This is a genomic window from Alicyclobacillus acidoterrestris, assembly GCF_022674245.1.
GTDB classification, from domain to species: domain Bacteria; phylum Bacillota; class Bacilli; order Alicyclobacillales; family Alicyclobacillaceae; genus Alicyclobacillus; species Alicyclobacillus acidoterrestris.
Genome location: NZ_CP080467.1, coordinates 3,688,360 through 3,713,421, shown reverse-complemented (window position 1 = coordinate 3,713,421; position 25,062 = coordinate 3,688,360). Strand labels below are relative to the sequence as shown.

Sequence of the window (25,062 nt, the reverse complement as noted above, 5' to 3'; positions counted from 1 at the left end):
ATGACTCACGCAATTGAAGAGGCCTTGGCCGACTTGGCCGCTGGGAAAGTGGTCATTGTCGTCGACGATGAAGACAGAGAGAACGAGGGCGACTTTGTGGCGTTGGGATCGAAAGCGAGCGCGGATGTCGTCAACTTCATGATTACGCACGGACGGGGCCTCTTGTGTGTGCCCATCACACCAGAACGCGCCGAGCGCCTGCAATTCGAGGCGATGATTTCGACGAATACCGACGCGTATGGCACGGCGTTTACCGTTTCTGTCGACGGAGCGGACACACACACGGGCATCTCGGCGGGCGAGCGGGCGCAAACCATCGCTGCGATTGTGCGCGACGACACGGGGCCACAGGATTTTCGCCGGCCCGGTCACATCTTTCCGCTGATTGCGAAACCAGGCGGCGTCCTGCGACGGGCAGGGCATACGGAAGCGGCGGTCGATCTCGCCCGGCTCGCGGACGGCTCAGACGTAGGCGTCATCTGCGAGATTTTGAACCCGGATGGCACGATGGCCCGACTGCCGCAACTAGAGGAAATTGCCGCTCGTCACGCGTTGAAAATTATCACGATTGCGGACTTAATCGCCTACCGCAAGCGCGAGGAGAAACTGGTCTCCCGCGAAGCGGAAGCAAAGCTGCCGACGCGTTTCGGAGATTTCCGCGCGGTCGTCTATACCAACAAGGTGGACGACAAGGAGCACATCGCGCTGGTGATGGGCGACATTCAACCGGACAAACCGACCCTCGTGCGGGTTCATTCGGAGTGTCTGACGGGTGACGCCTTTGCATCGCTGCGCTGTGACTGTGGGCCACAATTGCATGCGGCGCTGCGCCAAATTGCAGAGGCCGGTCAGGGTGTGTTGTTGTATCTGCGCCAGGAGGGACGCGGGATTGGCTTGTTGAACAAAATTCGGGCATATGCGCTGCAGGACGAAGGTGCAGACACGGTGGAGGCCAACCATCGGTTGGGCTTCAAGGACGATTTGCGGGATTACGGAGTCGGTGCGCAAATTCTGTCTGACCTGGGCGTCCGCAAAATGCGCCTGCTCACGAACAATCCGCGCAAATTGGCTGGCGTCCTCGGCCATGGGTTGGAGGTCGTCGAACGCGTTCCCATTGAGGTGGACAGAAATCCGCACAATGAGGGGTACTTGAAGACCAAACGCGATAAATTAGGGCACTTGTTAAACCTGTGAATGGGGAGGAGTTATTTATCTATGCGTACGTATGAAGCGCAATTGGTTGCACAAAACCTGCATATTGGCATTGTCGTTTCCCGCTTTAACGAGTTTATCACCGGTAAATTGTTGTCTGGGGCGATTGACGCGCTAGAGCGCCACGGCGTCAATTCGGATGATATCGAGGTGGCCTGGGTACCGGGCGCATTTGAGATTCCATATGCCGCGAAATGGATGGCTCAGAGCGGAAAATTTGACGTGGTCATTACGTTAGGGGCGGTTATCCGCGGTTCTACACCGCACTTTGATTTTGTCGCCGCAGAGGTGTCCAAAGGTGTGTCCCAGTTGTCACTCAACACCGACACGCCGGTCATTTTCGGCGTCCTGACGACAGATACGATTGAGCAGGCGATTGAACGCGCGGGCACAAAGGCTGGCAATAAGGGCTTTGATGCGGCGGTTGGCGCCATTGAGATGGCCAATCTCAGGAAATTGATTCGCGGGTAACTGCGGCGCACGGAGGAGGAATAGTCATGCCTGTTGCATCTGTCAATGGTGCAGACATCTACTATGAAGTCCTTGGCGAGGGCCGCCCGCTGGTGCTTGTGATGGGCCTTGGTGGAAACCTCGACTGGTGGGGAACCGGCTTTCGCAAGCGCCTTGCCAGAGCGCGGCAGGTCATCGCATTTGACAACCGCGGATCCGGCCGTACCAAAGCACCCGCAGGCCCCATTCAGATTGAGCAGATGGCAGACGACTTGGCTTCTTTACTGGACGCGCTATCTATTGATCAGGCCGACGTGTTTGGTGTGTCCATGGGTGGGATGATTAGCCAGGAGTTCGCTTTGCGCCACCCGCATCGGTTACATAAACTGATTCTCGGGTGCACCAGTTGCGGTGGGTCGCAGCAGGTGCCTCCGACAAAACGAGCGCGGGAATTGCTGATGGCATTCTCGCATTCGCAGTCGGAAGAGGACGCGATGGCGTACCATACAAAGCTGTTGTTTCCAGAGGCATTTATTGAACAGCATTGGGATTTGTTGCAGGCTGCACACAGGATGATGTTCCAGATTCCCACGACGCCGGACAATTTTGAGCGCCAGTTGCACGCGCTAGAAGCGTGGCCGGGCACCTATGAGCGCCTTCCGTCTATCGCGCACCCGACCCTCTTGTTGCATGGGACTGCCGACATTCTGTTACCGGCACAAAATAGTGAGTTGATGGAGCAGCGTCTACCATCCGCGCGCTATATCGCGTATGAGGGATGTGGCCATGGGTTCATGGTACAGGCAGCGCAACAGGTTATCTCGGACGTCGATACATTTTTAGCAGAATAGCGTTTTGTAGCCCACTTTGGGTGCTGCGGCGGCCGCGTGAGGCCGCCGTTTGTATTTTTCATCGATTATTGGCACGATGGAGGCAGCAACTGCTCCTGAAAGGAAATGGATGATGTTTTATGTGTACATCCTCGAGTGCAGCGACGGGACGCTGTATACGGGGTATACCAACGACGTTCACCGCCGCGTCGAGGTGCACAATGCTGGGCGCGGGGCAAAGTATACGCGCACGCGCACACCTGTCCACCTCGTCTATCAGGAGGCGTTGCCGGACAAGTCGGCTGCGCTGCGGCGTGAATGGGAGATTAAGCATCTGCGGCGCAAGGCGAAATTGGCGCTGATTGCACAATCTCAAGAAAGCGCCTCGGCCGTTTCGACGAATCGGAACTTCACCTAGACGGCAAGCTGCCAATGGAATATTCTTAGTAAAACGCCATTTTTCGATAATCGTCGTCGCGTTTCGTGTCGTGCCGATTGGTTGGCGGGTGCGGAGGTGTGGAGGATCGACTGGATTCAGTGGATGTGGCTGATTCTCACGTTTGTCTGTATTATCCTGGAACTGCTCACGACGGGTATCTTTTTCATTCTATTCGCGTTGGGTACTTTGTTTGCGTTTATCGCGTCGTTCTTCTCCGTCAGCGTCACGAACCAAGTGGTCGTGTTTGCGGCCGTCACGCTGTTGTGCCTGTTGTTTCTGCGACCGTTTGTCAGGCGGTGGCTGCATTTGGATGGGGACGGCAGCGCTGGTACGGTGCCGGACTACATCGAGCAGAACATCGGCCTGGAGGCGCCTGTCACAGAGGAGATTGTGGCGGGAGGCAAGGGGCAGATTCGCATCGGTACCGAGATATGGACCGCACGAGCGGTCGACAATCGCGGGATTGAACTCGGGCGGACGGTTCGCGTTGTTCGAATCGAAGGCGTGACCGCGGTGGTCGAACTCGTAGAGCCGCAGAAGACTGAGGAGGAGTTCCAGTGATAGCGCTGTATATCGTACTGGCGATTGTTGTGATTTTGGTTATCGTCGTCGTTGTTTCAAGTATCAAAATTGTCAATCAGAACGAAGTATTCATGATTGAGCGGCTCGGCAAGTTCTACAAAAAGGCTCAGTCTGGCCTCAACCTCATCGTTCCGTTCATCGACAGGGTGGTGAACCGCGTTGACTTGCGCACGCAAGTGATTGACTCTCCGCCGCAATCCGTGATTACGCGGGACAATGTCAGTATTTCCATCGATGCTATCGTCTACTTCCGCGTCACAGACCCGTACAATGCCACTTATCAAATCGACGATGTGTTTCTGGCCCTTGAATATTTAACCGCGACCAACCTGCGGGATGTCATCGGCAGTTTAGATCTCGACGAGACACTCTCCTCCCGCGAACAGATTAACACCCGCTTGCGCGTGTCGCTCGACGAAGCAACGGACCCGTGGGGGGTCAAGGTGGAACGCGTCGAAGTGAAAAATATCAATCCACCGTCAGATATTCGCGAAGCGATGGAGAAGCAGATGCGCGCCGAACGGGAGAAGCGCGCGGCGATTCTCACCGCTGAAGGGGAGAAACAGGCGGCGATTACGCAGGCGGAAGGCCGTAAACAAGCTGTCATTCTCGAGGCGGAAGCCGTGAAAGAATCAAATATCCGGCGAGCTGAAGGCGAAGCCATGGCCATTCGCCAAATCGCTGAAGCAGAGGCAAATAAGATTCAAATGATTTATGATGCGCTGCGCAACGCCAATGTAGATGAACGGATGCTCGCAATTAAGGGCATTGAGGCTTTCGAACACCTGGCTGAAAGCGACAACAAAGTATTTGTACCGTACGAATCGACGGCAGTTATGGGCGCGTTCGGCGCGGTACAGTCGTTGCTTGGCGGGGATAAAAAAGCGCAGGACTGATGTGTTTCGGGAAAAGATCAAGACAAACGGAGTGCAAATTCGCACTCCGTTTGTCTTTGTCAGTTTATCTATTTGAGCGAATCACTTACCCACGGACAGGGTCAGCTGTTTGCCGTTGACGTTCCATTCACGCGTGAGGTCCGCGTCTTCGAATGGCGTTTCCGTGAGCTCACGAATCAGCACCGTTCCGGCAATGCGCGCCTCATTGCGCCGCAGGACGTCAAGGACTTCTTCGTCCCCCTCCGCGTAGAAGCGCACTTTGTGCGTCACACCGTAATCCACTTCTTTGCGCATCATCTGCATTTTCGAGATGATTTCGCGGACAAATCCTTCTTCAATCAACTCCGGCGTGAGCTCGGTGTTGAGTCCGACGAAGCCGCGCGCGTCGACGGTGATCAGTCCCTCGAAATTCGCTTGGTAGCGAATTTCACCGTGTTCCGTGGTCAACGTTTCGCCTTCGAGCGTGACCGCTCCGTCTTTGCGGAACGCCGCAATCGTCTGTGCGTCCGCAGCCTTCGCTGCCTTGTTGAGCGCTGGCAGTTTCTTGCCGAAGTCTTTGCCGACAGCCGCTAGATTCAGGTACAGTTCCGGTTTGGCAATCTCGTCGAGTTCGGCGAACACGACGTCTTTGACGTTTAATTCGTCCTTGAGAATCTCGACGAATTTGCCGAGTGTTGGTTCGTCGGCCACAGGGACGTACAATTTTGAAAGCGGCTGACGAGTTTTGATTCTGCTTTCGTTGCGAAGATGTCTGCCTGCTTCGACAACGCGCAAGACCACCGCCATCTGGCGAATTAACTCCTCGTCGATGAGGCTTTCATCTGCCACCGGAAAATCGCAGAGGTGTACACTCAGCGGATGGCCGGCGGATGGTTCGTTTTGCAAAACCACGTTTTGGTAAAGTTCCTCTGCGATAAACGGCGTCAACGGCGCAGCGAGCTTGGCGATTGTCGAGAGCGCTTCGTACAGCGTGAGATAAGCTGCAACCTTGTCGTCTTCCATGCCCGGTGCCCAGAAACGCTCGCGGTTGCGGCGCACATACCACGTCGACAATTCGTCGACAAACGCCTGCAAAGCGCGGGCAGCTGTGGTGGCGTCATATTTCTCCAAATGTGTGTCGACCGTTTGTATTGTCTGCTGGAGGCGAGCCGACAACCACCTGTCCATTAATGGCCGCTCTGCGACAGGGATGAATTTCGTCGCTGGATGAAATCCATCGATGCCCGCGTACAGCGCATAGAACGAGTGGATATTTTGCAGCAAGTCGATGAACTTGCCTTTACTCTCTTCGACCGCCTTGTGATAGAACAACTGCGAGTTCCACGGCTGCGTGTTCGACACGAAGTAGAAGCGCAGTGCATCCGCGCCGTGCATGTCGAAGGCCTCGAACGGATCGATCACGTTCCCCTTCGACTTAGACATTTTTTTGCCCTTTTCGTCGAGCACGTGACCGAGCACAAGCACGTTTTTGTATGGCGCCTTGCCGGTGACCAAGGTCGAGATGGCGAGCAGGCTGTAAAACCAGCCGCGCGTCTGGTCGATGGCCTCACAGATGAAGTCGGCCGGGTAAAGGCGCGAAAAGGCCTCTTGGTTCTCAAACGGATAGTGCAGCTGCGCGAATGGCATGCTGCCCGAGTCAAACCAGACGTCGATGACCTCCGGTACGCGCTCCATCGTGCCGCCACACGCACAGGCGAAGGTCAATTCGTCGATGTACGGTTTGTGTAACTCCTGCGGCAAGCGTCCCGCTTTTGCTTCCAGTTCCGCTTTCGATCCGATGCATTCCGCGTGCCCACACTTCGCACAGCGCCAGATGGGAAGTGGCGTACCCCAGTAGCGGCTGCGGGAGAGGTTCCAGTCGATGACGTTCTCCAGGAAGTTCCCCATCCGGCCCTCGCGCACGTGTTCTGGTATCCAGTTGACCGATTTCGAGTTGGCAATTAACTGCTCTTTCACTTCCGTGGTCCGGATAAACCAACTGTCAATCGCGTAGTAGATGAGCGGCGTATCGCAGCGCCAGCAGTGTGGATACGAGTGCTCATGTTTGTGTTTGTCGTACAGGAGGCCGCGGCGGGAGAGATCTTTGACGAGATCGACATTGAGTTCCTCGTCCTTGACGAATCGCCCCTCGTAATCCGCGACATCGGCAGTGTAACAGCCCGCGTAATCGACAAAGTTGATAAACACGATGCCGTTTGCCCGGCACGCGCGGTAGTCGTCCTCACCGTGGGCTGGCGCCATGTGGACAATCCCTGTGCCTGATTCGTCCGTGACGTGGCCAGATGCGATGACGATATGCTTCTTGCCCTCGACCGTGACATATGGGAATACGGGCTCGTACGCAGTACCGACGAGTTCGCGACCGGATTTCTGCGCGATGACAGCGTCACCTTCACCCAGGAAACGGTCTTTGAGGCCGCTTGCGACCCAGACGTTTTGGTTGGCTTCCTGTTGGTGAATGAGCACGTATTGGAGATCTTCGTGCACCGCCAGGGCCACATTGCTCGGCAACGTCCACGGTGTGGTCGTCCACGCCAACAGGTACGTCGGTCGGCCGTTTACGTCGCCATCTTTCACGCGGAACTTGGCAGTCACGGAGAGGTCTTTGACGTCCGCGTAGCCTTGGGCGACTTCGTGACTGGACAATGTCGTCTCACAGTGCGGGCAATATGGGCTGACGCGATGCCCCTGCTCCAAGAGTCCCTTGTCGTAGATGGTTTTCAGCAGGTTCCAGACGGACTCGATGTAGTCGTCATTGAGCGTCATGTACGGGTGGTCGAGGTCCGTCCAATAGCCGAGGCGTTCCGTCAGTTCGCGCCACGTCTCTTCGTACTGAAAGACGCTTGAGCGGCAGGCTTGAATAAATTTCTCGACGCCAAATTCTTGAATCTGTTTCTTGCCGCTGATGCCGTATTTCTTTTCGATCTCGATTTCCACCGGCAGTCCGTGCGTATCCCAGCCAGCCTTGCGCGTGACGTGGTAGCCCTTCATGGTCCGATAGCGGGGATACAAATCCTTAAACACGCGGGTCAGTACGTGACCGGGGTGCGGGCGACCGTTGGCGGTCGGCGGTCCTTCGTAAAATACCCACTCGGGGCGGCCTGCGCGAATTTCCTCACTGGTGTGGAAGACGTCGTGTTCTTTCCAAAATTGAAGTACGCGTTCCTCGCGTAGTTTTGCAGGTTCCTTTGCATCGACTTTTCGCAAAGCCAACGTCGTTCACTCCTCTTGTTTAACCCTGTTCCTGGCTGTTGTGGCAAACGGGCAGGCCAGGTAAGCAAATAAAAAAGCACCCGCCCGTGAAGGGACGAGTGCTGTGCTCGCTGTACCACCCAACTTAATGGCGGAGCCAGAGGACTGCGCCATTCCATCAGTCGAATGCCGCACGTTCACGCAGAATTATGAGCGTGTAGACGTAGTCGGTCATTCGCCTCTCTGTAACGGGAGAACCCGATGCTGCTTACTGGGCGCACCAAACCGCGCACCGTTCAGCAGATTCCTCAGGGGGGATGTTCACCGACCGCTCTGTGCGTGGGTTTCCACCAATCCCCACTCTCTAGTGCACCAGCTTGTGGCTACTCGGCCCCGTCAATGGACTCACATGTCGAAATGATAGTACATATTAGCACGTTTCTACAAACTTGTGCAAATCATCAGCCGAGTGGACTCGTCGGCTCAATGGCGATGTATGGTTCGCATGTTCGGCCGTGATCCAATTCGCTCGTTATTCTCCGAAGAGCCTGTTTGGTTATAATAGAGTGGATGCTGGGCTGGCTCAGCATTTGCAAAAGTGAATTCCAGACTGGAGTGGACAGATGATGGCCAAAGCCGTCGTGATTTTAAGTGGCGGATTAGATAGCACTACGTGTATGGGCCTCGCCAAAGCGGCAGGCTACGATTTGTACCCACTTACGTTCGATTACGGACAACGGCACAATCGTGAACTTGTTTGCGCCGTCGAGGTTGCAAAGCATTATCAGGCGTACGACCACCGGATTGTGAAACTCGATTTTCTTCGCCAGATTGGGGGAAGCGCCCTTACGGACGACAATATCGAAGTGCCGCAAGACGGTGTTTCAGAGGATATTCCAGTCACATATGTGCCAGGGCGCAACCTGTTGTTCTTGTCGATGGCGGCGTCCTATGCAGAGGTCATTGGTGCAGAGGCGATTTATATCGGCGTCAACGCGTTAGACTACAGCGGCTATCCAGACTGCCGGCCAGAGTTTATTGAGGCAGTACAGACGACGATTGCCCGCGGTACGAAGGCGGGCGTGGAGGGGCGACCCATACGAATCGAAACGCCACTGCTCAATTGGACCAAGGCGGAAATCATCCGCAGGGGCATGGAACTACACGTTCCGTATCAATTGACGACCAGCTGTTACGTCGGCGAGGAAGTTGCATGTGGTGAGTGCGACAGTTGCCGTTTGCGGCTCAAAGGGTTTGCCGAAGCGGGTTATCAAGACCCGGTCGCGTATCGCAACGACGTCAACCTACGATAACGGTGATAACACACACGAGCGCTGTGTCGAGAGCGCTTGTGCCTGTGTCTATGTGTCAAACATGCGTATCTTGCGCAATCCTCGTGGAAATTAGGTCTGGAACGCCTGAATGAGGCGCCAGGCCTTTTCAATTTGTTTGCGTTTTTCCGTATCTGCAGTCATGTATTCCTGAATAAACGGCAGTGCGTCCGGGTGCATGCGCATAAATAGAATAAATCGCGCTTCCTCTCGAGACAGCGCTAAGTTGGTCCACCCAGATTCGAGCGCTCCATCCTTTTTGCTCTCTCCAGATGCTTCGTTTGGTTTTTCTTTCGGTGCGCCTGCGGGCGATGCCGAATGCTTAGACGTCAGCTTCGCGTCGGCGTTGGTGGAGTCAGCTTCAGGTGAACCGATAAGCGCGCGCACGTCTGTTCCTAGAGCCGCTGCGAGCGAGCGGATGGTCGCTTCGTCAGGTTGTCGCCGGTTTGTCTCGTACATGGCGACGGCACTTGTTGAAATCCCGGCTTCTTTAGCCAGCTTGGCCTGCGTCAAGCCGAGCGCTTTGCGCAGAGATGCAATATTTTCTCCAGTGGTAGTCAATGCCGATTCACCTCGTCAGATCCGTTCTACTCCGTTGTGTTTTCATCTGTGTTGACCATATGATAGGCGGTCATGGTCAATCGATGCATCATCGCTTCTCTGGCGGGCTCGGGGATTTCTGCTTCTATCATTGCGCCCTCCATGCAGGCCAGCCATGCTTTGGCATGCCGGTTTGTAATGGGGAATGGCAGATGCCGCGCGCGCAACATAGGGTTGCCCCGATGTGCCTCGTACAGTCTTTCGCCACCGAACAATTGGGTGAGAAACCAGTATTGGCGCTGTTTTACATCGTCAAACGAAGGTGGAAACAAAGGGCGGAGCAGCTTGTCTTGCTCGACCCGATTATAAAATGCGTCGACGAGTTTTTCCATCGTCGCTGCGCCACCGATAGCCTCGTAGATTGTCGTTGGATGTTCGTTCATGGGCGTTCCTCCTGCGTACTTGATTCTACTATAACGAATTTTCTCGTGGCGGTCGTCCTTGTACCACAAAAATCCGTCGACTTATAATAAAGTGAACGAAGGGGAGGAGGCGATAGGTTGAATCCACATGACAAGGCGCATGAACTCATTCGGGCCATTCGCGAGTCGGATGCATTCTCACGAGCGAAAAAAGCAAAACAGTCGATTGAACAGGACGAGTCGACAAAACGAATGGTTCAGGATTTTAAGCGTCGGCAGTTTCAGTTACAGGCGAAACAGATGATGGGCCAGTCTGTTACCGACGAGGAGATGTCGCAGATGCAAAAACTCAGCGACGTCATCGGGCTCAATATGGACGCTAGAACCTATCTGCAGGCAGATATGGAACTGCAGGTGCTGGTCATGGATGTGCAAAAACTCCTGTCTGACTTGCTGAACGAGGTCAGTCTACTCTCCCTGGAGGAAATCTACAAGGAAATGGGGCAATCTCAATGAAGGTTACATACCACGGTCAATCCTGCTTCATCCTTGAACACGACGGACATCGCATTATCATTGATCCATTTTTGAGCGGAAACGACAAAGCGGTCATTAAACCTGACGACGTAGAGGTGTCGTACGTATTGCTCACACACGGTCACGCCGATCACGTTCTCGACGCTGAACCGATTGCCCGCAAGAACAACGCGACGATTATCGCGCCGAATGAACTGGCGACCTACTATGGCACGAAGGGTTTGAATGTACACCCGCTGCATATTGGTGGGAAGCATGATTTTCCGTTTGGGCGGGTGAAATTGACGCTCGCATTCCACGGCTCTGGCATCGAGGAAGGCAATGCGTTTCGCTACGTTGGTCCGCCGGTCGGTTTTCTCATCACGATGGGTGGCAAGACCGTGTACCACGCTGGCGACACGGGGCTGTTTGGCGACATGAAGACGGTCATTGGCGCATTGAACGACATCGATGTCGCGTTGTTGCCGATAGGTGACAACTTCACCATGGGACCCGAGGACGCGCTGATCGCTGCAGAGTGGGTTGGCGCGAAACATGTCATCCCGATGCACTATAATACATTCCCACTGATTAACCAGGATGCTGACCAGTTCGTGCGTGAACTGGACGCCAAGGGAATTAAGGGAATCAAGTTGAACATCGGCGACAGTGCAGAATTCTGATTGCGAAGTCGCTGTATGGAGTAACTGGATGGAGCATTGCGTATAAAGAAAGATGGGGGAGTCGCCTCCCCCATCTTTTTTAGTGAGCTTTGTCGGACATTTTGACCATCAGGCCTGCGATGGTGTGGCGCTCTTGCTCGTCGCCTGCGTCCCACATTTCCTTCAACAGGCGTTGTTCCGGATTTTTCGGATCAACCCGATCGGCCAGGAACTCGCCCATTTTCGAAGCTACGTTGGTGATTTGATCGTCGCTGAATCCCATTTTTTGTGCCTTATCTACGTGTTCCCCCAAGAACTCGCGCCAATTGTCAAAGCTGTCGAGTACGCTCATCCAATCATCCTCCTAGATAACTGATGTCTCCTTCAATTTGCGTCAACACGCCATGGTCTATGCGTGAAACGGCGAATCGGGTTTCGCTTCTTTTGGTGGGAAAAACCCGTAATCAAGACACCGGATCGACAGATGTCCGGAAGGCATAACTTGGACAGCTTGGGCATAACGTGGACAAGAGAAGCACACGGTGAAAGGGGTATGAAGATGCGCAGAAAAGTGGCGAACGTGGCAAATAGCCGCCAAAAATCACTGATTTATACATGTGCACTGATTGGATTAACGGTATACGGAGTTCCGAAACTGCCGAAATTGGCACACGGAATGGCCGGGACGTTCACTGTGGTTTGGTTGTTGTTCGTCGCGCTCTGTGTCGGCGCCAACTTGTATTTTCTGTTTGGCGCGGACAAGGAGCGCAAACGCCTGCTCGAGCAGCAGGAAGTCGAAGTCAAGTCGCAAGGGCTGCGCCCGGAGGTTCGGCGTTTGCGCGGATGACAATGCCGCCAAACGTTATTTGGCGTTGCGCGTCACCCAAATCACGGCGCCAATTGCACAAAGCACACATAAAACGATGGTACCAATCGGGTCAAACGTACCGTTCATAAACTCCACGGTTTCATGGCTCCTCTTCAAACAACCGGTCCTTTTGCAGTGATGTGCCGCGCGAGCGATGATCGCGCAGCGCATTGCTGTTATCCGGTTGCAACATTCGTCCTTTGACGAGAATATTCTCTCCGAAGCGATTCCGCAAGGCGTCTGTGACGCGCGTCAGTTTTTCCAATTTCGTATCGTGTTCAAATTCTGCCTGTTGTTTGGTCAAGTGGAACAAATCCGTCTGCAAAGCCACTTCCGACGAGTTGTCTTTTTCGCTAAAGTCACTCATGGAGATGCCGATGAGGCGAATGGCCCTGTTCACCTGCCAGTTGGATTGTAACAGTGTTTGGGCATGCTGATAAATATGTTCGGTCAAGTCTGTACGGTAATTGAGCAGTTTGCGACGTGTCACCGTCTCGCGATTTTCATACCGAATGGTGAGCGTCAAGACGCGCCCAATGACCTGATGTTTACGCATGCGTCGACCGATTTGGTCGGACAAATTCAGTAAGACGCGCCTCAGTGTTTCCATGTCGGTGACGTCGCTTGGCAACGTGATGGAATGGCCAATACTTTTGGCTGGAGCGGGTTCGGGAGAGACCGGCCGGTCGTCCTCGCCATTCACGAATCGCTTGAGTTCGAGCCCGCGAACGCCTAGGAGATGCGTAATGAGGCTGTCGCTGGCGAGCGCGAATTGCCCGATGGTGCGAATGCCGATAGCTTGTAGTTTGGCCGCAGTTTTGTCGCCTACCCCGTGAATTTCCTCGACAGACATCGGCCAAAGAATCGTTTGGAAATTAGATGGACTGATGTGGGAGATGCCCATCGGTTTTTTTAAATTGCTGCCCATCTTCGCAAAAAACTTGCTGTTGGCGACGCCAATTGAGCAGGGGAGTTGCAATTCATCTCGAATCGTGTCTTGAATGGTCTTTGCAATCGTCAGTCCGTCGCCAAATTGACGACTGCCTGTTACATCCGCATAGCATTCGTCGATGCTGACGATTTCCACCAGCGGGGTGAACCGTCTGACGATATCGAATACGCGCCGTGCGTATTTGCGATATAGTGCGAAATCGGGTGGAATGAATATGAGATCCTTGCATACGCGCAACGCCTCTTGCACGGTCATCGTCGTCTTCACGCCGCGGCGTCGTGCTTCGTAACTCGCGGTGACGACAATCCCATGTCGAGTTTCCGGACTGCCGGCGACAGCAATCGGGCGGTTTGCATATTTGTTCGGTTCTTCCGCCGCGTGACACGACGCGTAGAACGCATTCATATCGACGTGTAGAATTTGTCGAGTAGATAACATGTCACGTGGCCTCCTTTCGATGATCTTAGTGTAATCGAACTGGTGTTTCCATGCCATTGCGCGTTTTTTGTAAATTGCCGTGAATCGGCTTAGGGGGGCGAAAATGTGAAGGAACAGCGATTGCTGCGCATTCGCGAGTTGGTGAGCCAACAGGAAATTGAAACACAGGAAGAATTGGTTCGGGCGCTCGAGGAGTCTGGATTTGCCGTAACGCAGGCCACGATATCGCGCGACATCAAGGAGTTGCAATTAATCAAGGTAGTGGGCACAAATGGCCGCTATAAGTACGCAATTCCCGTCATGGCTTCCAGTGTTACCTTGGACGCGCTGCGACGCAGATTGGCGGACGTTTTTATTTCGCAGGCGCGCGCACAGAATCTCGTGGTCATCAAGGTTCTGCCGGGCAATGCAAATGCAATTGGGTCCATGATTGACACCATGAATCACAGTGGGCTTTTGGGGACGATAGCAGGAGACGATACCATCTTGCTCGTCTGCCAAGACGAGGACGCAGCTATACGATTGCTAGACACCTTGCTCCCACAGGCGGACAGGCGTCCGACAGAGTAACGCTATCTCGGTTGGCGGTGCGATGACCGCCACAGATTCTTTTAGAGAGGGGCAATTTGGACATGCCACTTTACGCATCCATACTTGATCTCATCGGGAATACGCCGACGGTCCGCCTCAATCGCGTTCCCGATGCAAACGGCGCCGAGGTCTACTTGAAACTCGAGGGTAAAAATCCAGCGGGGAGCGTCAAGGACCGCCCAGCTTATCACATGATTGTGGAAGCGGAAAAGGAAGGTAAACTCATACCAGGGGAGAGCACCGTCATTGAGCCGACCTCCGGGAATACGGGAATTGGCCTTGCGATGGTCTGTGCAGCTCGCGGTTACCGCTGTATTATCACGATGCCGGACAACGCGACGGAAGAGCGTGTGAAGTTGTTAAAAGCTTACGGCGCCGAGGTACACTTGACGCCTGCAGCATTGCGTATGCAAGGGGCGATCGACGAGGCCCGGGAACTTGCTGCCAAAACGCCGAACAGCTATATCCCGATGCAGTTTGAAAATCCGGCCAATCCAGATGCCCATCGTCACACCACTGCGTTGGAAATCTACCAGGACTTCGAAGGAAAGCTCGACGCGATGGTGCTTACCGCAGGGACGGGCGGAACGGTAACAGGTACAGGGGAAGAATTAAAACGCCGGATTCCGGACCTCAAGATCTACGTCGTGGAGCCGAAAGGTTCGCCTGTCATCTCTGGTGGCAAGCCGGGTCCTCACAAAATTCCTGGAACTGGCCCAGGGTTCGTCCCGAAGAACTTGAACCGGGACGTGTTTGACGAAGTGCTTTTGATAAGCGATGCAGATGCACAATCCATGGCTCGCCGGCTCGCCGCTGAGGAAGGGATCCTTGTTGGCGCTTCTGGTGCCGCATCTGCCCATTTTGCGATTGAGATTGCAAAGCGCTTGCCGCCAAGTGCACGCGTGTTAGCCATTGCGCCGGACACTGGAGAACGCTATTTATCTTCTGATCTTTTTCAGAGCTGAGATAGTTTGGTAAACGATTTAACAAATTCGATGAAAAGATGGGTCCAAAGACTCATGAAGATGAAAACATATACACGATATACTTATCTCGTAGTGTAGAACTCTCTACACTGTACCTACGAAACCCCGATTCTAGTGCGCAAATGCGCAGAAGCCTGCCAAGTGTTTGGCAGGCTCTTTTTTTTGAACCGCGCGTATCACGTCAAGTCGGATGCAGCGTGACTGAGCATGGTGGCGGCCTGCTCTAGGTCTTCGGCCTTTTGTGTTTCGTGTTCCGTCATCTCCGTCAAAATCGTGAGCATGGCGGCTTTGTCTTTTTGATTTGCCTTTGTTTGCAGCGTCGTCTGTGCGGTGCCAATGTCACTTTGCAGATGAATGGCTGATTGCAGCAGCGCTAAGGCGTTTGCGACGGATGTTTCATCTGCCGTCAGTTCAGGTGTTGGGCGTTTCGCAAGCGCGACGCGGAGCGCCGACGTATACGTATTCAAGGACTGTTTTAAGTTCGCTTGCTGTTTCTCGTCTAAGGCCGTGGCTTTTGCATAATCGTTCAATTGTGTCGCAAGTTTATCGGCAATATTATCTTTTGTGCTCGTCGCTGACGATTGAGACTTGCCTGCATAGATGCCGGCCGTCTTCGAGAAGGTCTGCGCCTGCTTCGATGTTTCGCCAGACTTTGTTTGTGTCACTGTGTGTGAACTGTTCGATGACGCCACAGAAACACTTGTATTTGTACGGCTTTCAGTACGCATTCCTGAATGATTGCCTGAAACATTCCCCTTGCCAGGCGCGGTCGTCCCGCGCGACTGACTGAGTGGTCCAGATGAACGGGAATGTCCACTTGCCGCGGGGGAAGTGACATTTCCGTGGCCATTGGTATCTTGCTCGTATTGTGCAATGGCTTGCTGAAATTGCGTCACGATTTGATTGAGGTCCGTGACCGGGTTTTTTGTCGATCCACCAGGAACTTGGTGACTTGGCCCCATACCGGTTCCGCGATGGTTGTGATTTGGTTTGGTATCGGCGTTTGAACTGCTGGTGTGCGTATGTTGGGGGAATCCTTGCCAGCTCGCGTCCGCCTGTACAATATGCACACTGAACACGGAGCTGACAAGGGTTGTCACCAGTCCGGCAGACAACAGAAGTGGACTCCGCAATCGACGTACCTCCCTTGGTTATCTTACTTGGCTATCCTAGTCGTACCTTGGAAAGATGCACCTAGAGCATACTGCATTTCTGCTCTTTCGTGTACTTTTTCGTGCATCTCACGTGGATGACAGGATTTTGCTGGGAGTCGTCTACAAACCCGAACAGATGAAATTGACCGTTATCGTCAATGTCGATTCAGGTGTCGCGGATATTGTCGGGTGACCGACATTTGTCGCAGCCGTTCGACGGAAAATGTGAATACGCCAGCAGCTACGATGAGCGCAATATGTTCGAGTGTATGCCCTAGTCTCGTATCGAGACGGAACAGATTCGGGAGAAACAAAAGCATGGCCAGAATTGCCGACAAGTAGATCAACAGAACCTGTTGACGTGCACTCTGTTTCATGAAGTCACCTCGCCCTCTTCTTCTTGTGTCGCCCATGTTTCAGATTCGTTCAGGCGCATCCACCACGCGGTTTGCAAACCAAATAGGCTGCCTGCTATGAGAAGTAACCCGTGGACGAGTGCGTGGTGCAGGTTTGTCTCCTCTGCCCACGCGGCAACGGATGGCCAATTGGCGATGCCGATGAGGAAAAGCGCAATCACCAGCGTCAACGGAACTCGCGTCATACTCTGTCGCCTCCTAAGCGTTCCTTGAAATCGGTTCGAATCTCTATTTTTCATAGGGTAGCCAGCTTGTGAAGGAGATAAACGTAGGCGCGGCGACAAGGGGAGTTCGTGTGCCGCCGCACCTGTTCAATTGGGCTCAGAGATGGAGTTCGCGGAAGCGCCCGACAATCTCCGTGGTGTCGAGAATGGTCATAAACGCATGCGGGTCTGTCGCGAGGACGATTTCTTTTAAATCGGCGATTTCTAGATGTGTCATGGCGCATAGGAGCACGCCGCGCTCCGCGTGCGTATACGCCCCGGAGGCGCGCATGATGGTGCTGCCGCGCACGAGGCGTTCGCCAATTGCCTTGGCCACGGTGTCTGGTTCCGCCGTGACAATGAGGGCAGTTTTTCGCTGTTGAAAGTGCATCAACGCGTTCACGACCCGGGACGAAGCAAACATGCTGATGAGTGTATACATGGCGGCTGGCACACCGAAGACGAACATGGATAGCAAGAGAACAATGACATTCATGATAAACCCGGTCGATCCGACGCTGCGCCCCGTCAATCGGTGGATGACGAGACTTAAAATGTCTGTTCCCCCCATGGAACCGCCGACGCGAATCACAATGGCCGATGAGATACCGCTGAGGACGCCGCCGTACAGGCCCATCAACAAGGGATCAGGCGCCGTCCGAAAGTGCAAATGGACGATATCTGTGAACAATGAAAATCCGACGATGGCAAGGCCCGTCAAAAAGATAAATCGCTTCCCCAAGAACTTGTACCCTATTAAAAACAACGGGATGTTGAAAATGAAGAACATGGTACCTAGACCGATAAAGTGCAGGTAGTGGTGAACGAGCTGCGCGACGCCAGTCACGCCGCCAGCCAGAATGTGGGCGGGTCCGAGAAAGTTGTTCACCGCGACGGCGCCGATAAAATCGGCCACAATTACGACGAGAATTCGCCACGTCCAGGAGAGAACAGGGTGGTTGGAATCGTTCAGGTGAACCATCTGTCGTGTGGCATCCGTGACTTTCATAAAACTCTACTCCTTCATCGGATTGTCCGAATCGTTTGTCCGAATCATGGTGACTCTCGACCAGTGTACACTTGTTTGGCAGGCGTGATTCTATAAACATGCGCTACAATAAACAAAGATTCGATTTGCGGCCACATCGCCGTCAAACAAAACTTTCGCTATCGTGTTCTATCGTATCGACTGTACGGATGCGCGGGAAGGGGGCTTCGCGTGACGACGAAGCATCAGCAGATTCTCAATTATATCGAGTCCTTGCGTCCGGGCGCCCAGATTTCGGTTCGCAAGATTGCGCGGGTGCTCGACGTTTCGGAGGGCACTGCCTACCGGGCTATCAAAGAAGCGGAGAACGAAGGGCTCGTCAGCACAATGGAACGCATTGGCACCGTGCGGATTGAGCGCAAGGAAAAGCAGCAAATCGAGCGCCTGACGTTCGCTGAAGTGGTGACTATCGTCGAGGGGACGGTTCTCGGCGGGCGTGGCGGACTCCACAAGTCGCTCAATCGCTTTATCATTGGGGCGATGCAACTCGACGATATCACGCGCTATTTAAACGCGGGCAGTCTGATGATTGTCGGAAATCGCGAGCAGGTGCAGCGCTTGTCGCTGAAGAGCGGCGTGGCCGTTCTCATTACGGGCGGATTCACGGCCTCTGCGACGGTGGAGCGCCTGGCCAACGAGTATGATTTGCCGCTGATTTCCTGCAGTTACGATACGTATACGACAGCGGAACTTATCAACCGGGCACTGTACGACCGGCTGATTAAAAAAGATATTCTCTACGTCGAGGACGTCATTCAGAACCAGACGCCTTGCACATTGCGAGAGGACGAGACGGTGCGCGATTACTACCGCATCGTCGAGCAGACGGGGCATGCCCGAATTCCCATTGTCGACGCCGACGGCAAACTGGTTGGCATTGTCACGCCACGGGATGTGGGCGATGCCCATGGCGACGAGCGCCTCGCTCTGCGAATGACGCGTCAACCGAGTACCGTCACGCCGAAGACGACAATTGCTTCGGCGTCACACCGGATGGTGTGGGAGGGCATCGAGCTGATGCCAGTCGTCCACAATCGGGAACTCGTTGGCGTGCTTAGCCGACAGGACGTAATCCGCGCGTTGCAGACGATGAGTAATCAGCCACAGGTTGGCGAGACCATCGAGGATATGATTCTACGCAATTTTGAAGAGATGGCGCACGGGGACGGGACGTCATCGATTCGCGGTGAGGTCACGCCTTTGATGACGGCCAGCGGCGGAACCTTGGCGACAGGCGCGCTGACGACGCTGATTCAGGAGGCCGCGCGGGTGTGTTTGCGAAGGATGAGGTCGGTTGACGTCGTGATCGAAAATTTGACGATGTATTCGCTGAAGCCGGCGGCTGTGGACAGCCGCATCGAGGCGACGGCGCAGGTGCTCGATTTTGGTCGGCGTTATGCGAAGGTGGAAGTTGTGGTGCGGGGGAAGGGCGACGTTTTCGCCAAGGCACTGCTCACCGCACAGTGGATTGAGAGGTGATTCTGTGTCGCAGTTTGTCCATTTACACGTACACAGCGCGTATTCGCTGCGGGAAAGTACGCTTCGCTTGGACCATCTCGTGGAGGATGCGGCGGCGTATGGAATGCCTGCAGTGGCACTAACGGATACGAGCGCGCTTTACGGGATTGTACCATTCTACCAAAAGGCCAAAAAACTCGGTGTACAACCGATTCTCGGCGCGCAGCTCGACGTCTGTTTTGCAGAGCCCACTGCGTTGCCGCAAACGCGAGAGGCTTTGCGAGCAGCACTGGAGCGCAGCGTGCTGCTCGCGCGAAATTTCGATGGGTACCGCGCGCTCACGCGCCTCGTCACGATAGCCCGAGGGCGAGGGCACGTCCCTTACGTGACCTTGTCTGAATTGGCGGCGCTCTCCACAGATCTGGTCTGCCTGGTCGGTGGCGGAGAGTCCACGTTGCTGCGCATGTTTGCGGCGGGGGAAAGTGAGGCTGCCGCGGCGCGCCTTGCGCAATTCGCGGGCGCTTGTGCGGTGGGGCAGGTGTTCGTCGACGTCCAAAACCATCGCCTGCCGCATCAAGAAAGCGGTTTGCCGCCCTTGTTGCGCGCGGCTGAGGCGCATGTGATTCCACTTGTGGCGACGAACGACGTGCACTATCGAAAACCGGAGGATGCGCCATTACATCGGGCGTATACAGGGCTCGAATTCGACGATGCGGCTGAACGGTTTGCGAGTGACTTCATGCATCTGGCACCGCCTGATGAAATGGTCCTCCGCTTTGCTGACTACCCAGAAGCAGTGGAAAATACACTGCTGATTGCGGAAATGTGCCAGACGACGTTGCCATTACACCAAGTGCGTATGCCGGTGTATCCGACCAAGGACGGGCGCGACCCGAGCGATGTGCTGCGCGAGGCGTCGACGGCTGGTGCGATCAAGCGCTACGGCCCGTTGTCAAAGGCGCTTCAGGACAGGCTCGATTATGAACTTCAGGTCATCTGCGACATGGGGTATGCCGACTACTTTCTCGTCGTCGCCGATTTTATTCGCTATGCGCATCAGCAAGGCATTTCGACGGGACCTGGGCGCGGATCGGCCGCAGGGAGTCTCGTGGCCTATGCCCTGCGGATTACCGATGTCGATCCGGTGGCGAACCAGCTACTGTTTGAGCGCTTTCTCAACCCTGCGCGCGTCTCCCTGCCGGATATTGATACGGATTTTGAATTCGAGCGCCGAAGTGAAGTCATTCGGTATGTTGTCGAGAAGTACGGGCGGGACAGAGTCGCCCAGATTGGCACGTTTGGCACGTTGGCTGCGCGTGCTGCAGTGCGCGATGCGGGGCGCATGTTGAAACTCGACAATCAACTTGTCAGCCGCGTCGCAGGCCTTATCCCCAGTCTGCCAGGAACGACGCTCGCGAAGGCCCGGGAAGAAAGCCGCGCGTTGGATGATTTACTGACGGACGACAGCGATGCCAGGCGGCTGTACGAGACCGCGCGTTTTCTTGAGGGACTTCCGCACCACACGTCGGTGCATGCTGCCGGGGTGGTGATTTCACCGGATCCACTGACGGATTGGCTGCCGCTCGAACCGGGCGGCGATGACATCCCTGTGACGCAGTATGCGATGGCGGACGTCGAGGCGCTGGGGCTCGTCAAGATGGATTTTCTGGGGTTGCGAACGCTGACGCTGATGGACGATTGTGTGCGAAGTGTCAAAAGCCGCACAGGGACGACTATCGACTGGCGAAAGGTGCCACTGGACGACAAGCCGACGTACGACAATCTGACCAAGGCGGATACCAATGGCGTGTTTCAACTGGAGTCTCCAGGCATGCGGAGGGTTCTGCGCCAACTGCGCCCCACCAATTTGGATGACATCGTCGCGGTGATTTCCTTGAACCGCCCAGGTCCGATGGAAAATATTCCGGCGTTTTGCGATGCGAAACACGGACGAGCGCCGATTCGGTATCCGCACCCTGACCTTGAGCCCATTCTGAAAGACACGTATGGGGTGATTGTCTATCAGGAGCAGATTATGCAGATTGCGTCGCGGATGGCCGGATTCTCCTTGGGTGAGGCGGATTTGCTGCGACGTGCCGTGAGTAAGAAAAAGAGGGAGGCACTCGACTCGGAGCGCGTGCGGTTTGTCAATGGGTGTTTGCAAAACGGCTATGATGAGTTGACGGCCAACGAGGTCTACGACCTGATTGTGCGGTTCGCGGATTACGGGTTCAATCGCTCTCACGCCGCTGCATATGCGGTCTTGGCCTATCGGACGGCGTACTTGCGCACGCATTACCTGCCAGATTTTTTGGCGGCGCTGATGACGATGGCGATGTCGTCCGCCGACAAGATTAAAACGTATACCGCCGATGCGCGCCGGCATCAAATTGCGGTGCGGCCGCCGTCTGTCAGCGCTAGTATGCGCGGTTATTCGGTCGATGCCGACGGCAGTATCCGCACGGGCTTGCTTGCGGTGAAGAACGTGGGCGAGGGTGCGGTAGACGCTATTTTGACAGCCAGGCGTGAATTGCCGTTTACATCTCTGCGCGATTTTTTGGGGCGCGTCAACACGCGTGTGGTGAACCGCAAAGCGCTGGAAAGCCTAGTCGAGGCAGGGGCGTTTGACGAGTTTTTCCCAGGTAGTGCGACGGTTGCCGCAAAACTTCAGATGTTAGAGGAGGCGCAGCGGCAAGCGGAAGAAGACCGTCAATTTGCGGGTCTTGGCCTTGTGCTGAATGCAGCAGACAAACCGGCCCCCGAGAGCGTGGCGGACGTGCAGGCGGAAGATTCCACTGGGAACGAGGTCCTGTACATTCGCTACAGCAGCGGCACCGAGCGGGGGAAGGCGGCGCTTACCGAAATTCAGAAAGTGCTTGCAGGTGTCCCAGGCGATGTGCCTGTGGCGTTGTACGACGTGAAAACGCGCCGCACGCGCCTGCTTGCGGACAAGTGGCGCGTGGCGCTGTCGCCGGAATTGCTCACGCTGCTCGAGGATATTGTCGGTATGGGCAATGTGAAGGTGAGTTTGCGCAAGTGAGCACCTGCTGCTGATTCGTCAACAGTAAGACGCTTACCGTTGAATCCTTGAAAAGTAGACATACCTAGCTTTTTTTCGTCGTAGGCTCAAAGGACAGGGGGGACGCATGTGGCCGCGAGTGTGATCGAACAATTAAAGGCACGAGGCGTAGAACTTGCCGCAATCGCTCAAATTGTATTTGACTTGCAAAAGCCCTACCATCCGTCCTTGACGATGGAGCAATGTTTGGACAGCGTCGCGCGGGTCCTCGAGAAACGGGAGGTTCAACACGCGATATACACAGGGTTAGCGCTGGATGTGTTGGCAGAGCAAAAGGCGCTGCCGGAGCCCTTGCAAAGCATTATGGAGACGGATGAACCGCTGTATGGTGTCGACGAAATTCTAGCGCTCTCGATTACCAACGTGTACGGTTCGATTGGGTTGACGAACTTTGGCTATCTGGACAAAACCAAGGTGGGGATTGTCGGCGAACTCAATCAGGACCGCCAGCGGATTCACGTTTTTTTAGACGATCTCGTCGCCGCCGTCGCCGCAGCCGCCGCTTCTCGAATCGCGCACCAGCATCATACGTCGTCTTACGACGATACAGTCTGAGAACGCATTTGCGCAACTTGTGAGTTATGGTATCGTAGGATTGCGTACGGCTGCACGTCGTTTTTGTAGAACGTGTTATAATGCCAGGAAGAATTTCGAGTCGAGTCCTAGGAGCGAAGAAGATGTGGACTGTCATCTATATTGCGCCCACCGCCAAGCAGGCGGACCACATAAAGGACAAGTTGACAGAAGAAGGTTTTCTCGTCAAGGTTAGGCAAGCTCGCGGAGCGAAGGAGCAGTTCGAAATTCTCATCCCGGAGACCGAACTGGACGAGGGGCAAGAAGTTCTGAAGGACATCTTGCATTCCTCCTTCTGAGGTGTGTTTGACATGCGTGAAGCGCAGGGGCGTGCGCAGGTTCGGACAACCTCTTTGAATGATGAGGTGGAAGAGTGCTAAGAGATTTGTTTAACAAGCGCAGACACTATGCCACGCTTGGGAAGACGGTGGAACGGGAGAAGGTGCCGACGCCAGATCCGGTTGAAAAGGACATTCCCAAGGGCTTGGTTGAAAAGTGTGACGCATGTGGCAATCTGATTATGGGCAAGGAACTGCAAAAGCACGCATATACGTGCCCGGAATGTAATTTCCACTTTCGGGTGGATGCCTATACGCGCATTGCGCTGACTTTGGACGAGGGTTCGTTTGTGGAGTTAAACGGCAATGTCACGTCGACAAATCCACTCGGTTTCCCGGATTACGAATCGAAGTTGGAAAAGGCGCAAAAATCGACCGGACTGACAGAAGGCGCTGTGACGGGCGAGGGTACGATTGATGGCGTGCCAGTGGCCATCGCCGTGATGGATCCTAGGTTTATTATGGGTTCAATGGGGTCAGCGGTCGGTGAAAAACTGACGCGCATCATGGAACGTGCCACAGAAGAGCGCGAGCCTTTGATTCTATTCACGGCCTCGGGTGGCGCGCGCATGCAGGAAGGCATTTTGTCGTTGATGCAGATGGCCAAAACGAGTGTTGCACTACGTCGCATGCACGATGAGCAAGTCCTTTTTGTCACCGTGATTACGCATCCGACGACGGGTGGCGTGAGCGCGAGCTTTGCAAGTCTCGGCGATATTATCTTCGCTGAACCTGGCGCCATGTTTGGATTCGCAGGTAAACGCGTCATTGAGCAGACGATTCGTCAAAAACTGCCGGACGACTTTCAGACGGCCGAGTTTAACTTAAAGCATGGGATGGTAGACAAAGTGGTTCATCGCAAACAGCTTCGGGATGCACTGGGTGTGCTGGTGAGGATTCACAGTGCGCGGGGGTGGGCAGATGCCGAGTGAGCTCGAGTTTGAAAAGCCACTCTCCGAACTGAAGAACAAAATCCAGGAACTCAAGGGCTTCATGGAGAAGAACGGTTTAGATCTCTCCGGTGAGGTGCGCAGGCTTGAAGAGCATCTGGATGAGCTGACGGAAGAGACCTACAATCATCTCTCAGCGTGGCAGCGCGTCCAGATTGCGCGGCAGCCTGGACGACCGACGACCCTCGATTACATTAAGGGCGTCTGCACAGAATTTATCGAACTGCACGGAGATAGAAACTTTCGCGACGACCCATCGATTGTGGGCGGCGTGGGGCTTATCGACGGCAAGCCGGTGACCATTATTGGTCATCAAAAAGGGCGCGATACGAAGGAGAATATCCACCGCAACTTCGGTATGGCCCATCCAGAGGGTTACCGCAAAGCACTGCGATTGATGAAACAGGCTGAAAAGTTTGGCCGTCCCGTCGTCATGTTTATCGATACAGCTGGCGCATATCCCGGGATGTCTGCGGAAGAACGCGGTCAGAGCGAGGCGATTGCGCGAAATCTGCTCGAGATGGCAGGACTTCGCGTGCCGACTATCAGCTTTGTCACAGGTGAAGGCGGCAGTGGTGGCGCGCTGGGGCTGGGTATCACCGACAGAGTCTACGTGTTGCAGTATGCCTGGTATTCTGTCATCGCACCTGAATCAGCGGCGGCGATTTTGTGGAAGGATAGTACGCAGGCGAGCCGCGCTGCTGAGGTCATGCGAATTACCGGGCCTGATTTAGTTGATTTGGGTATTGCGGACGAGTTGATTCAAGAGCCGAAGGGCGGCGCGCAAAAAGATCCTGCGGCGATGGTTGCGACTGTGCGCGAGAAAATCATCGAGAGTTTGCGCGAGCTCGCAAAAAAGCCTATTGATGAACTCCTGACCGAGCGATACGATAAATATCGGGATATGGGAGAATACGTTGAACGGTAGCAAAGCGG

The 25,062-nt window shown here is 54.6% G+C and carries 27 protein-coding genes; 18 read left to right on the top strand and 9 right to left on the bottom strand.

Annotated features, from left to right (window positions below):
- The 6 genes from K1I37_RS18275 (at position 1) to K1I37_RS18250 (ending at position 4,409) form a co-directional block, all read left to right on the top strand.
- Positions 1 to 1,194 (top strand): bifunctional 3,4-dihydroxy-2-butanone-4-phosphate synthase/GTP cyclohydrolase II, encoded by a 1,194-nt coding sequence (locus tag K1I37_RS18275; protein ID WP_021296251.1) that lies wholly within the window; start codon positions 1 to 3, stop codon positions 1,192 to 1,194.
- Between the two features lie 21 nt (positions 1,195 to 1,215).
- Positions 1,216 to 1,683, top strand: a complete 468-nt coding sequence (gene ribH / locus K1I37_RS18270; RefSeq protein ID WP_021296250.1) for a 6,7-dimethyl-8-ribityllumazine synthase — start codon at positions 1,216 to 1,218, stop codon at positions 1,681 to 1,683.
- Positions 1,684 to 1,709: 26 nt separating this feature from the next.
- Positions 1,710 to 2,513 (top strand): alpha/beta fold hydrolase, encoded by an 804-nt coding sequence (locus K1I37_RS18265; RefSeq protein WP_021296249.1) that lies wholly within the window; start codon positions 1,710 to 1,712, stop codon positions 2,511 to 2,513.
- A gap of 109 nt (positions 2,514 to 2,622) precedes the next feature.
- Positions 2,623 to 2,910, top strand: a complete 288-nt coding sequence (locus tag K1I37_RS18260; protein ID WP_236026030.1) for a GIY-YIG nuclease family protein — start codon at positions 2,623 to 2,625, stop codon at positions 2,908 to 2,910.
- A 96-nt stretch (positions 2,911 to 3,006) separates the two neighbouring features.
- On the top strand, positions 3,007 to 3,492 hold the full coding sequence (locus tag K1I37_RS18255) for an NfeD family protein (protein ID WP_021296247.1): 486 nt from the start codon (positions 3,007 to 3,009) through the stop codon (positions 3,490 to 3,492).
- Positions 3,489 to 4,409, top strand: coding sequence for an SPFH domain-containing protein (locus tag K1I37_RS18250; protein ID WP_021296246.1), 921 nt, complete (start codon positions 3,489 to 3,491; stop codon positions 4,407 to 4,409). The genes K1I37_RS18255 and K1I37_RS18250 overlap by 4 nt, the downstream gene beginning before the upstream one ends.
- An 81-nt stretch (positions 4,410 to 4,490) precedes the next feature.
- Here the strand turns inward: K1I37_RS18250 and ileS are convergent, their stop codons facing one another.
- Positions 4,491 to 7,616, bottom strand: coding sequence for an isoleucine--tRNA ligase (gene ileS, locus K1I37_RS18245; RefSeq protein ID WP_031218483.1), 3,126 nt, complete (start codon positions 7,614 to 7,616; stop codon positions 4,491 to 4,493).
- Positions 7,617 to 8,227: 611 nt separating this feature from the next.
- On the opposite strand from ileS, the gene queC reads away from it, so the two are divergent.
- On the top strand, positions 8,228 to 8,914 hold the full coding sequence (queC, locus tag K1I37_RS18240) for a 7-cyano-7-deazaguanine synthase QueC (RefSeq protein ID WP_031218482.1): 687 nt from the start codon (positions 8,228 to 8,230) through the stop codon (positions 8,912 to 8,914).
- A gap of 90 nt (positions 8,915 to 9,004) precedes the next feature.
- Here the strand turns inward: queC and K1I37_RS18235 are convergent, their stop codons facing one another.
- A complete protein-coding gene (locus tag K1I37_RS18235) occupies positions 9,005 to 9,493 on the bottom strand; it encodes a helix-turn-helix domain-containing protein (RefSeq protein WP_021296243.1) in 489 nt (162 codons plus the stop codon).
- Positions 9,494 to 9,519: 26 nt separating this feature from the next.
- Positions 9,520 to 9,915, bottom strand: a complete 396-nt coding sequence (locus K1I37_RS18230) for a globin domain-containing protein (protein WP_021296242.1) — start codon at positions 9,913 to 9,915, stop codon at positions 9,520 to 9,522.
- Positions 9,916 to 10,032: 117 nt separating this feature from the next.
- Between K1I37_RS18230 and K1I37_RS18225 the strand changes: the two genes are divergently transcribed.
- Positions 10,033 to 10,410 carry a YlbF/YmcA family competence regulator gene (locus tag K1I37_RS18225; protein WP_021296241.1) on the top strand — a complete coding sequence of 126 codons (378 nt, stop codon included), beginning with the start codon at positions 10,033 to 10,035 and terminating at the stop codon, positions 10,408 to 10,410.
- Positions 10,407 to 11,093 carry a metal-dependent hydrolase gene (locus K1I37_RS18220; protein ID WP_021296240.1) on the top strand — a complete coding sequence of 229 codons (687 nt, stop codon included), beginning with the start codon at positions 10,407 to 10,409 and terminating at the stop codon, positions 11,091 to 11,093. Before K1I37_RS18225 ends, K1I37_RS18220 begins: the two co-directional genes overlap by 4 nt.
- Before the next feature lie 79 nt (positions 11,094 to 11,172).
- Here the strand turns inward: K1I37_RS18220 and K1I37_RS18215 are convergent, their stop codons facing one another.
- On the bottom strand, positions 11,173 to 11,424 hold the full coding sequence (locus tag K1I37_RS18215; protein ID WP_021296239.1) for a DUF3243 domain-containing protein: 252 nt from the start codon (positions 11,422 to 11,424) through the stop codon (positions 11,173 to 11,175).
- 207 nt (positions 11,425 to 11,631) lie between these two features.
- On the opposite strand from K1I37_RS18215, the gene K1I37_RS18210 reads away from it, so the two are divergent.
- Positions 11,632 to 11,919: a hypothetical protein gene (locus K1I37_RS18210; RefSeq protein WP_021296238.1), complete on the top strand. Its 288-nt coding sequence runs from the start codon at positions 11,632 to 11,634 to the stop codon at positions 11,917 to 11,919.
- Positions 11,920 to 12,040: 121 nt separating this feature from the next.
- On the opposite strand, the gene K1I37_RS18205 is transcribed toward K1I37_RS18210, so the two are convergent.
- The gene (locus K1I37_RS18205) at positions 12,041 to 13,330 is read right to left on the bottom strand and encodes a DNA polymerase IV (RefSeq protein ID WP_021296236.1); all 1,290 of its coding nucleotides are present in this window, start codon (positions 13,328 to 13,330) and stop codon (positions 12,041 to 12,043) included.
- 105 nt (positions 13,331 to 13,435) lie between these two features.
- Between K1I37_RS18205 and argR the strand changes: the two genes are divergently transcribed.
- Together argR and cysK are read left to right on the top strand one after the other, a co-directional pair.
- The gene (argR, locus tag K1I37_RS18200; RefSeq protein ID WP_021296235.1) at positions 13,436 to 13,900 is read left to right on the top strand and encodes an arginine repressor; all 465 of its coding nucleotides are present in this window, start codon (positions 13,436 to 13,438) and stop codon (positions 13,898 to 13,900) included.
- Positions 13,901 to 13,962: 62 nt separating this feature from the next.
- Positions 13,963 to 14,886 (top strand): cysteine synthase A, encoded by a 924-nt coding sequence (gene cysK, locus K1I37_RS18195; protein WP_031218478.1) that lies wholly within the window; start codon positions 13,963 to 13,965, stop codon positions 14,884 to 14,886.
- A gap of 197 nt (positions 14,887 to 15,083) precedes the next feature.
- Here cysK and K1I37_RS18190 read toward each other — a convergent pair whose 3' ends face one another.
- The 4 genes from K1I37_RS18190 to K1I37_RS18175 form a co-directional block, all read right to left on the bottom strand.
- Entirely contained in the window at positions 15,084 to 16,040 is a 957-nt protein-coding gene (locus K1I37_RS18190) for a hypothetical protein (RefSeq protein WP_021296233.1), read from the bottom strand.
- Positions 16,041 to 16,216: 176 nt separating this feature from the next.
- The gene (locus K1I37_RS18185; protein WP_021296232.1) at positions 16,217 to 16,438 is read right to left on the bottom strand and encodes a hypothetical protein; all 222 of its coding nucleotides are present in this window, start codon (positions 16,436 to 16,438) and stop codon (positions 16,217 to 16,219) included.
- A complete protein-coding gene (locus K1I37_RS18180) occupies positions 16,435 to 16,662 on the bottom strand; it encodes a hypothetical protein (RefSeq protein WP_021296231.1) in 228 nt (75 codons plus the stop codon). The genes K1I37_RS18185 and K1I37_RS18180 overlap by 4 nt, the downstream gene beginning before the upstream one ends.
- A 136-nt stretch (positions 16,663 to 16,798) precedes the next feature.
- On the bottom strand, positions 16,799 to 17,689 hold the full coding sequence (locus K1I37_RS18175; RefSeq protein ID WP_021296230.1) for a YitT family protein: 891 nt from the start codon (positions 17,687 to 17,689) through the stop codon (positions 16,799 to 16,801).
- Between the two features lie 210 nt (positions 17,690 to 17,899).
- Between K1I37_RS18175 and K1I37_RS18170 the strand changes: the two genes are divergently transcribed.
- From K1I37_RS18170 to K1I37_RS18145, 6 genes are all read left to right on the top strand, one after another.
- Positions 17,900 to 19,207, top strand: a complete 1,308-nt coding sequence (locus K1I37_RS18170) for a DRTGG domain-containing protein (protein ID WP_021296229.1) — start codon at positions 17,900 to 17,902, stop codon at positions 19,205 to 19,207.
- Between the two features lie 4 nt (positions 19,208 to 19,211).
- Positions 19,212 to 22,226 (top strand): DNA polymerase III subunit alpha, encoded by a 3,015-nt coding sequence (gene dnaE / locus K1I37_RS18165; RefSeq protein ID WP_021296228.1) that lies wholly within the window; start codon positions 19,212 to 19,214, stop codon positions 22,224 to 22,226.
- Between the two features lie 108 nt (positions 22,227 to 22,334).
- Positions 22,335 to 22,820: a phosphatidylglycerophosphatase A family protein gene (locus K1I37_RS18160; RefSeq protein ID WP_021296227.1), complete on the top strand. Its 486-nt coding sequence runs from the start codon at positions 22,335 to 22,337 to the stop codon at positions 22,818 to 22,820.
- A 122-nt stretch (positions 22,821 to 22,942) separates the two neighbouring features.
- Positions 22,943 to 23,137, top strand: a complete 195-nt coding sequence (locus tag K1I37_RS18155) for a hypothetical protein (RefSeq protein ID WP_021296226.1) — start codon at positions 22,943 to 22,945, stop codon at positions 23,135 to 23,137.
- A gap of 74 nt (positions 23,138 to 23,211) precedes the next feature.
- Positions 23,212 to 24,108, top strand: a complete 897-nt coding sequence (gene accD, locus K1I37_RS18150) for an acetyl-CoA carboxylase, carboxyltransferase subunit beta (protein ID WP_021296225.1) — start codon at positions 23,212 to 23,214, stop codon at positions 24,106 to 24,108.
- Positions 24,098 to 25,054, top strand: a complete 957-nt coding sequence (locus K1I37_RS18145; RefSeq protein ID WP_021296224.1) for an acetyl-CoA carboxylase carboxyltransferase subunit alpha — start codon at positions 24,098 to 24,100, stop codon at positions 25,052 to 25,054. The genes accD and K1I37_RS18145 overlap by 11 nt, the downstream gene beginning before the upstream one ends.
- The last annotated feature ends 8 nt before the right edge of the window (positions 25,055 to 25,062 follow it).

Coding starts and splice junctions, on each gene's coding strand:
- K1I37_RS18185 (WP_021296232.1), bottom strand. CDS start 16,438: ATGAAACAGAGTGCACGTCAACAGGTTCTGTTGATCTACTTGTCGGCA.
- K1I37_RS18260 (WP_236026030.1), top strand. CDS start 2,623: ATGATGTTTTATGTGTACATCCTCGAGTGCAGCGACGGGACGCTGTAT.
- K1I37_RS18155 (WP_021296226.1), top strand. CDS start 22,943: ATGTGGACTGTCATCTATATTGCGCCCACCGCCAAGCAGGCGGACCAC.
- K1I37_RS18175 (WP_021296230.1), bottom strand. CDS start 17,689: ATGAAAGTCACGGATGCCACACGACAGATGGTTCACCTGAACGATTCC.
- ribH (WP_021296250.1), top strand. CDS start 1,216: ATGCGTACGTATGAAGCGCAATTGGTTGCACAAAACCTGCATATTGGC.
- K1I37_RS18215 (WP_021296239.1), bottom strand. CDS start 11,424: ATGAGCGTACTCGACAGCTTTGACAATTGGCGCGAGTTCTTGGGGGAA.
- cysK (WP_031218478.1), top strand. CDS start 13,963: ATGCCACTTTACGCATCCATACTTGATCTCATCGGGAATACGCCGACG.
- K1I37_RS18205 (WP_021296236.1), bottom strand. CDS start 13,330: ATGTTATCTACTCGACAAATTCTACACGTCGATATGAATGCGTTCTAC.
- queC (WP_031218482.1), top strand. CDS start 8,228: ATGGCCAAAGCCGTCGTGATTTTAAGTGGCGGATTAGATAGCACTACG.
- K1I37_RS18210 (WP_021296238.1), top strand. CDS start 11,632: ATGCGCAGAAAAGTGGCGAACGTGGCAAATAGCCGCCAAAAATCACTG.
- K1I37_RS18180 (WP_021296231.1), bottom strand. CDS start 16,662: ATGACGCGAGTTCCGTTGACGCTGGTGATTGCGCTTTTCCTCATCGGC.
- K1I37_RS18230 (WP_021296242.1), bottom strand. CDS start 9,915: ATGAACGAACATCCAACGACAATCTACGAGGCTATCGGTGGCGCAGCG.
- K1I37_RS18265 (WP_021296249.1), top strand. CDS start 1,710: ATGCCTGTTGCATCTGTCAATGGTGCAGACATCTACTATGAAGTCCTT.
- K1I37_RS18275 (WP_021296251.1), top strand. CDS start 1: ATGACTCACGCAATTGAAGAGGCCTTGGCCGACTTGGCCGCTGGGAAA.
- K1I37_RS18145 (WP_021296224.1), top strand. CDS start 24,098: ATGCCGAGTGAGCTCGAGTTTGAAAAGCCACTCTCCGAACTGAAGAAC.
- K1I37_RS18220 (WP_021296240.1), top strand. CDS start 10,407: ATGAAGGTTACATACCACGGTCAATCCTGCTTCATCCTTGAACACGAC.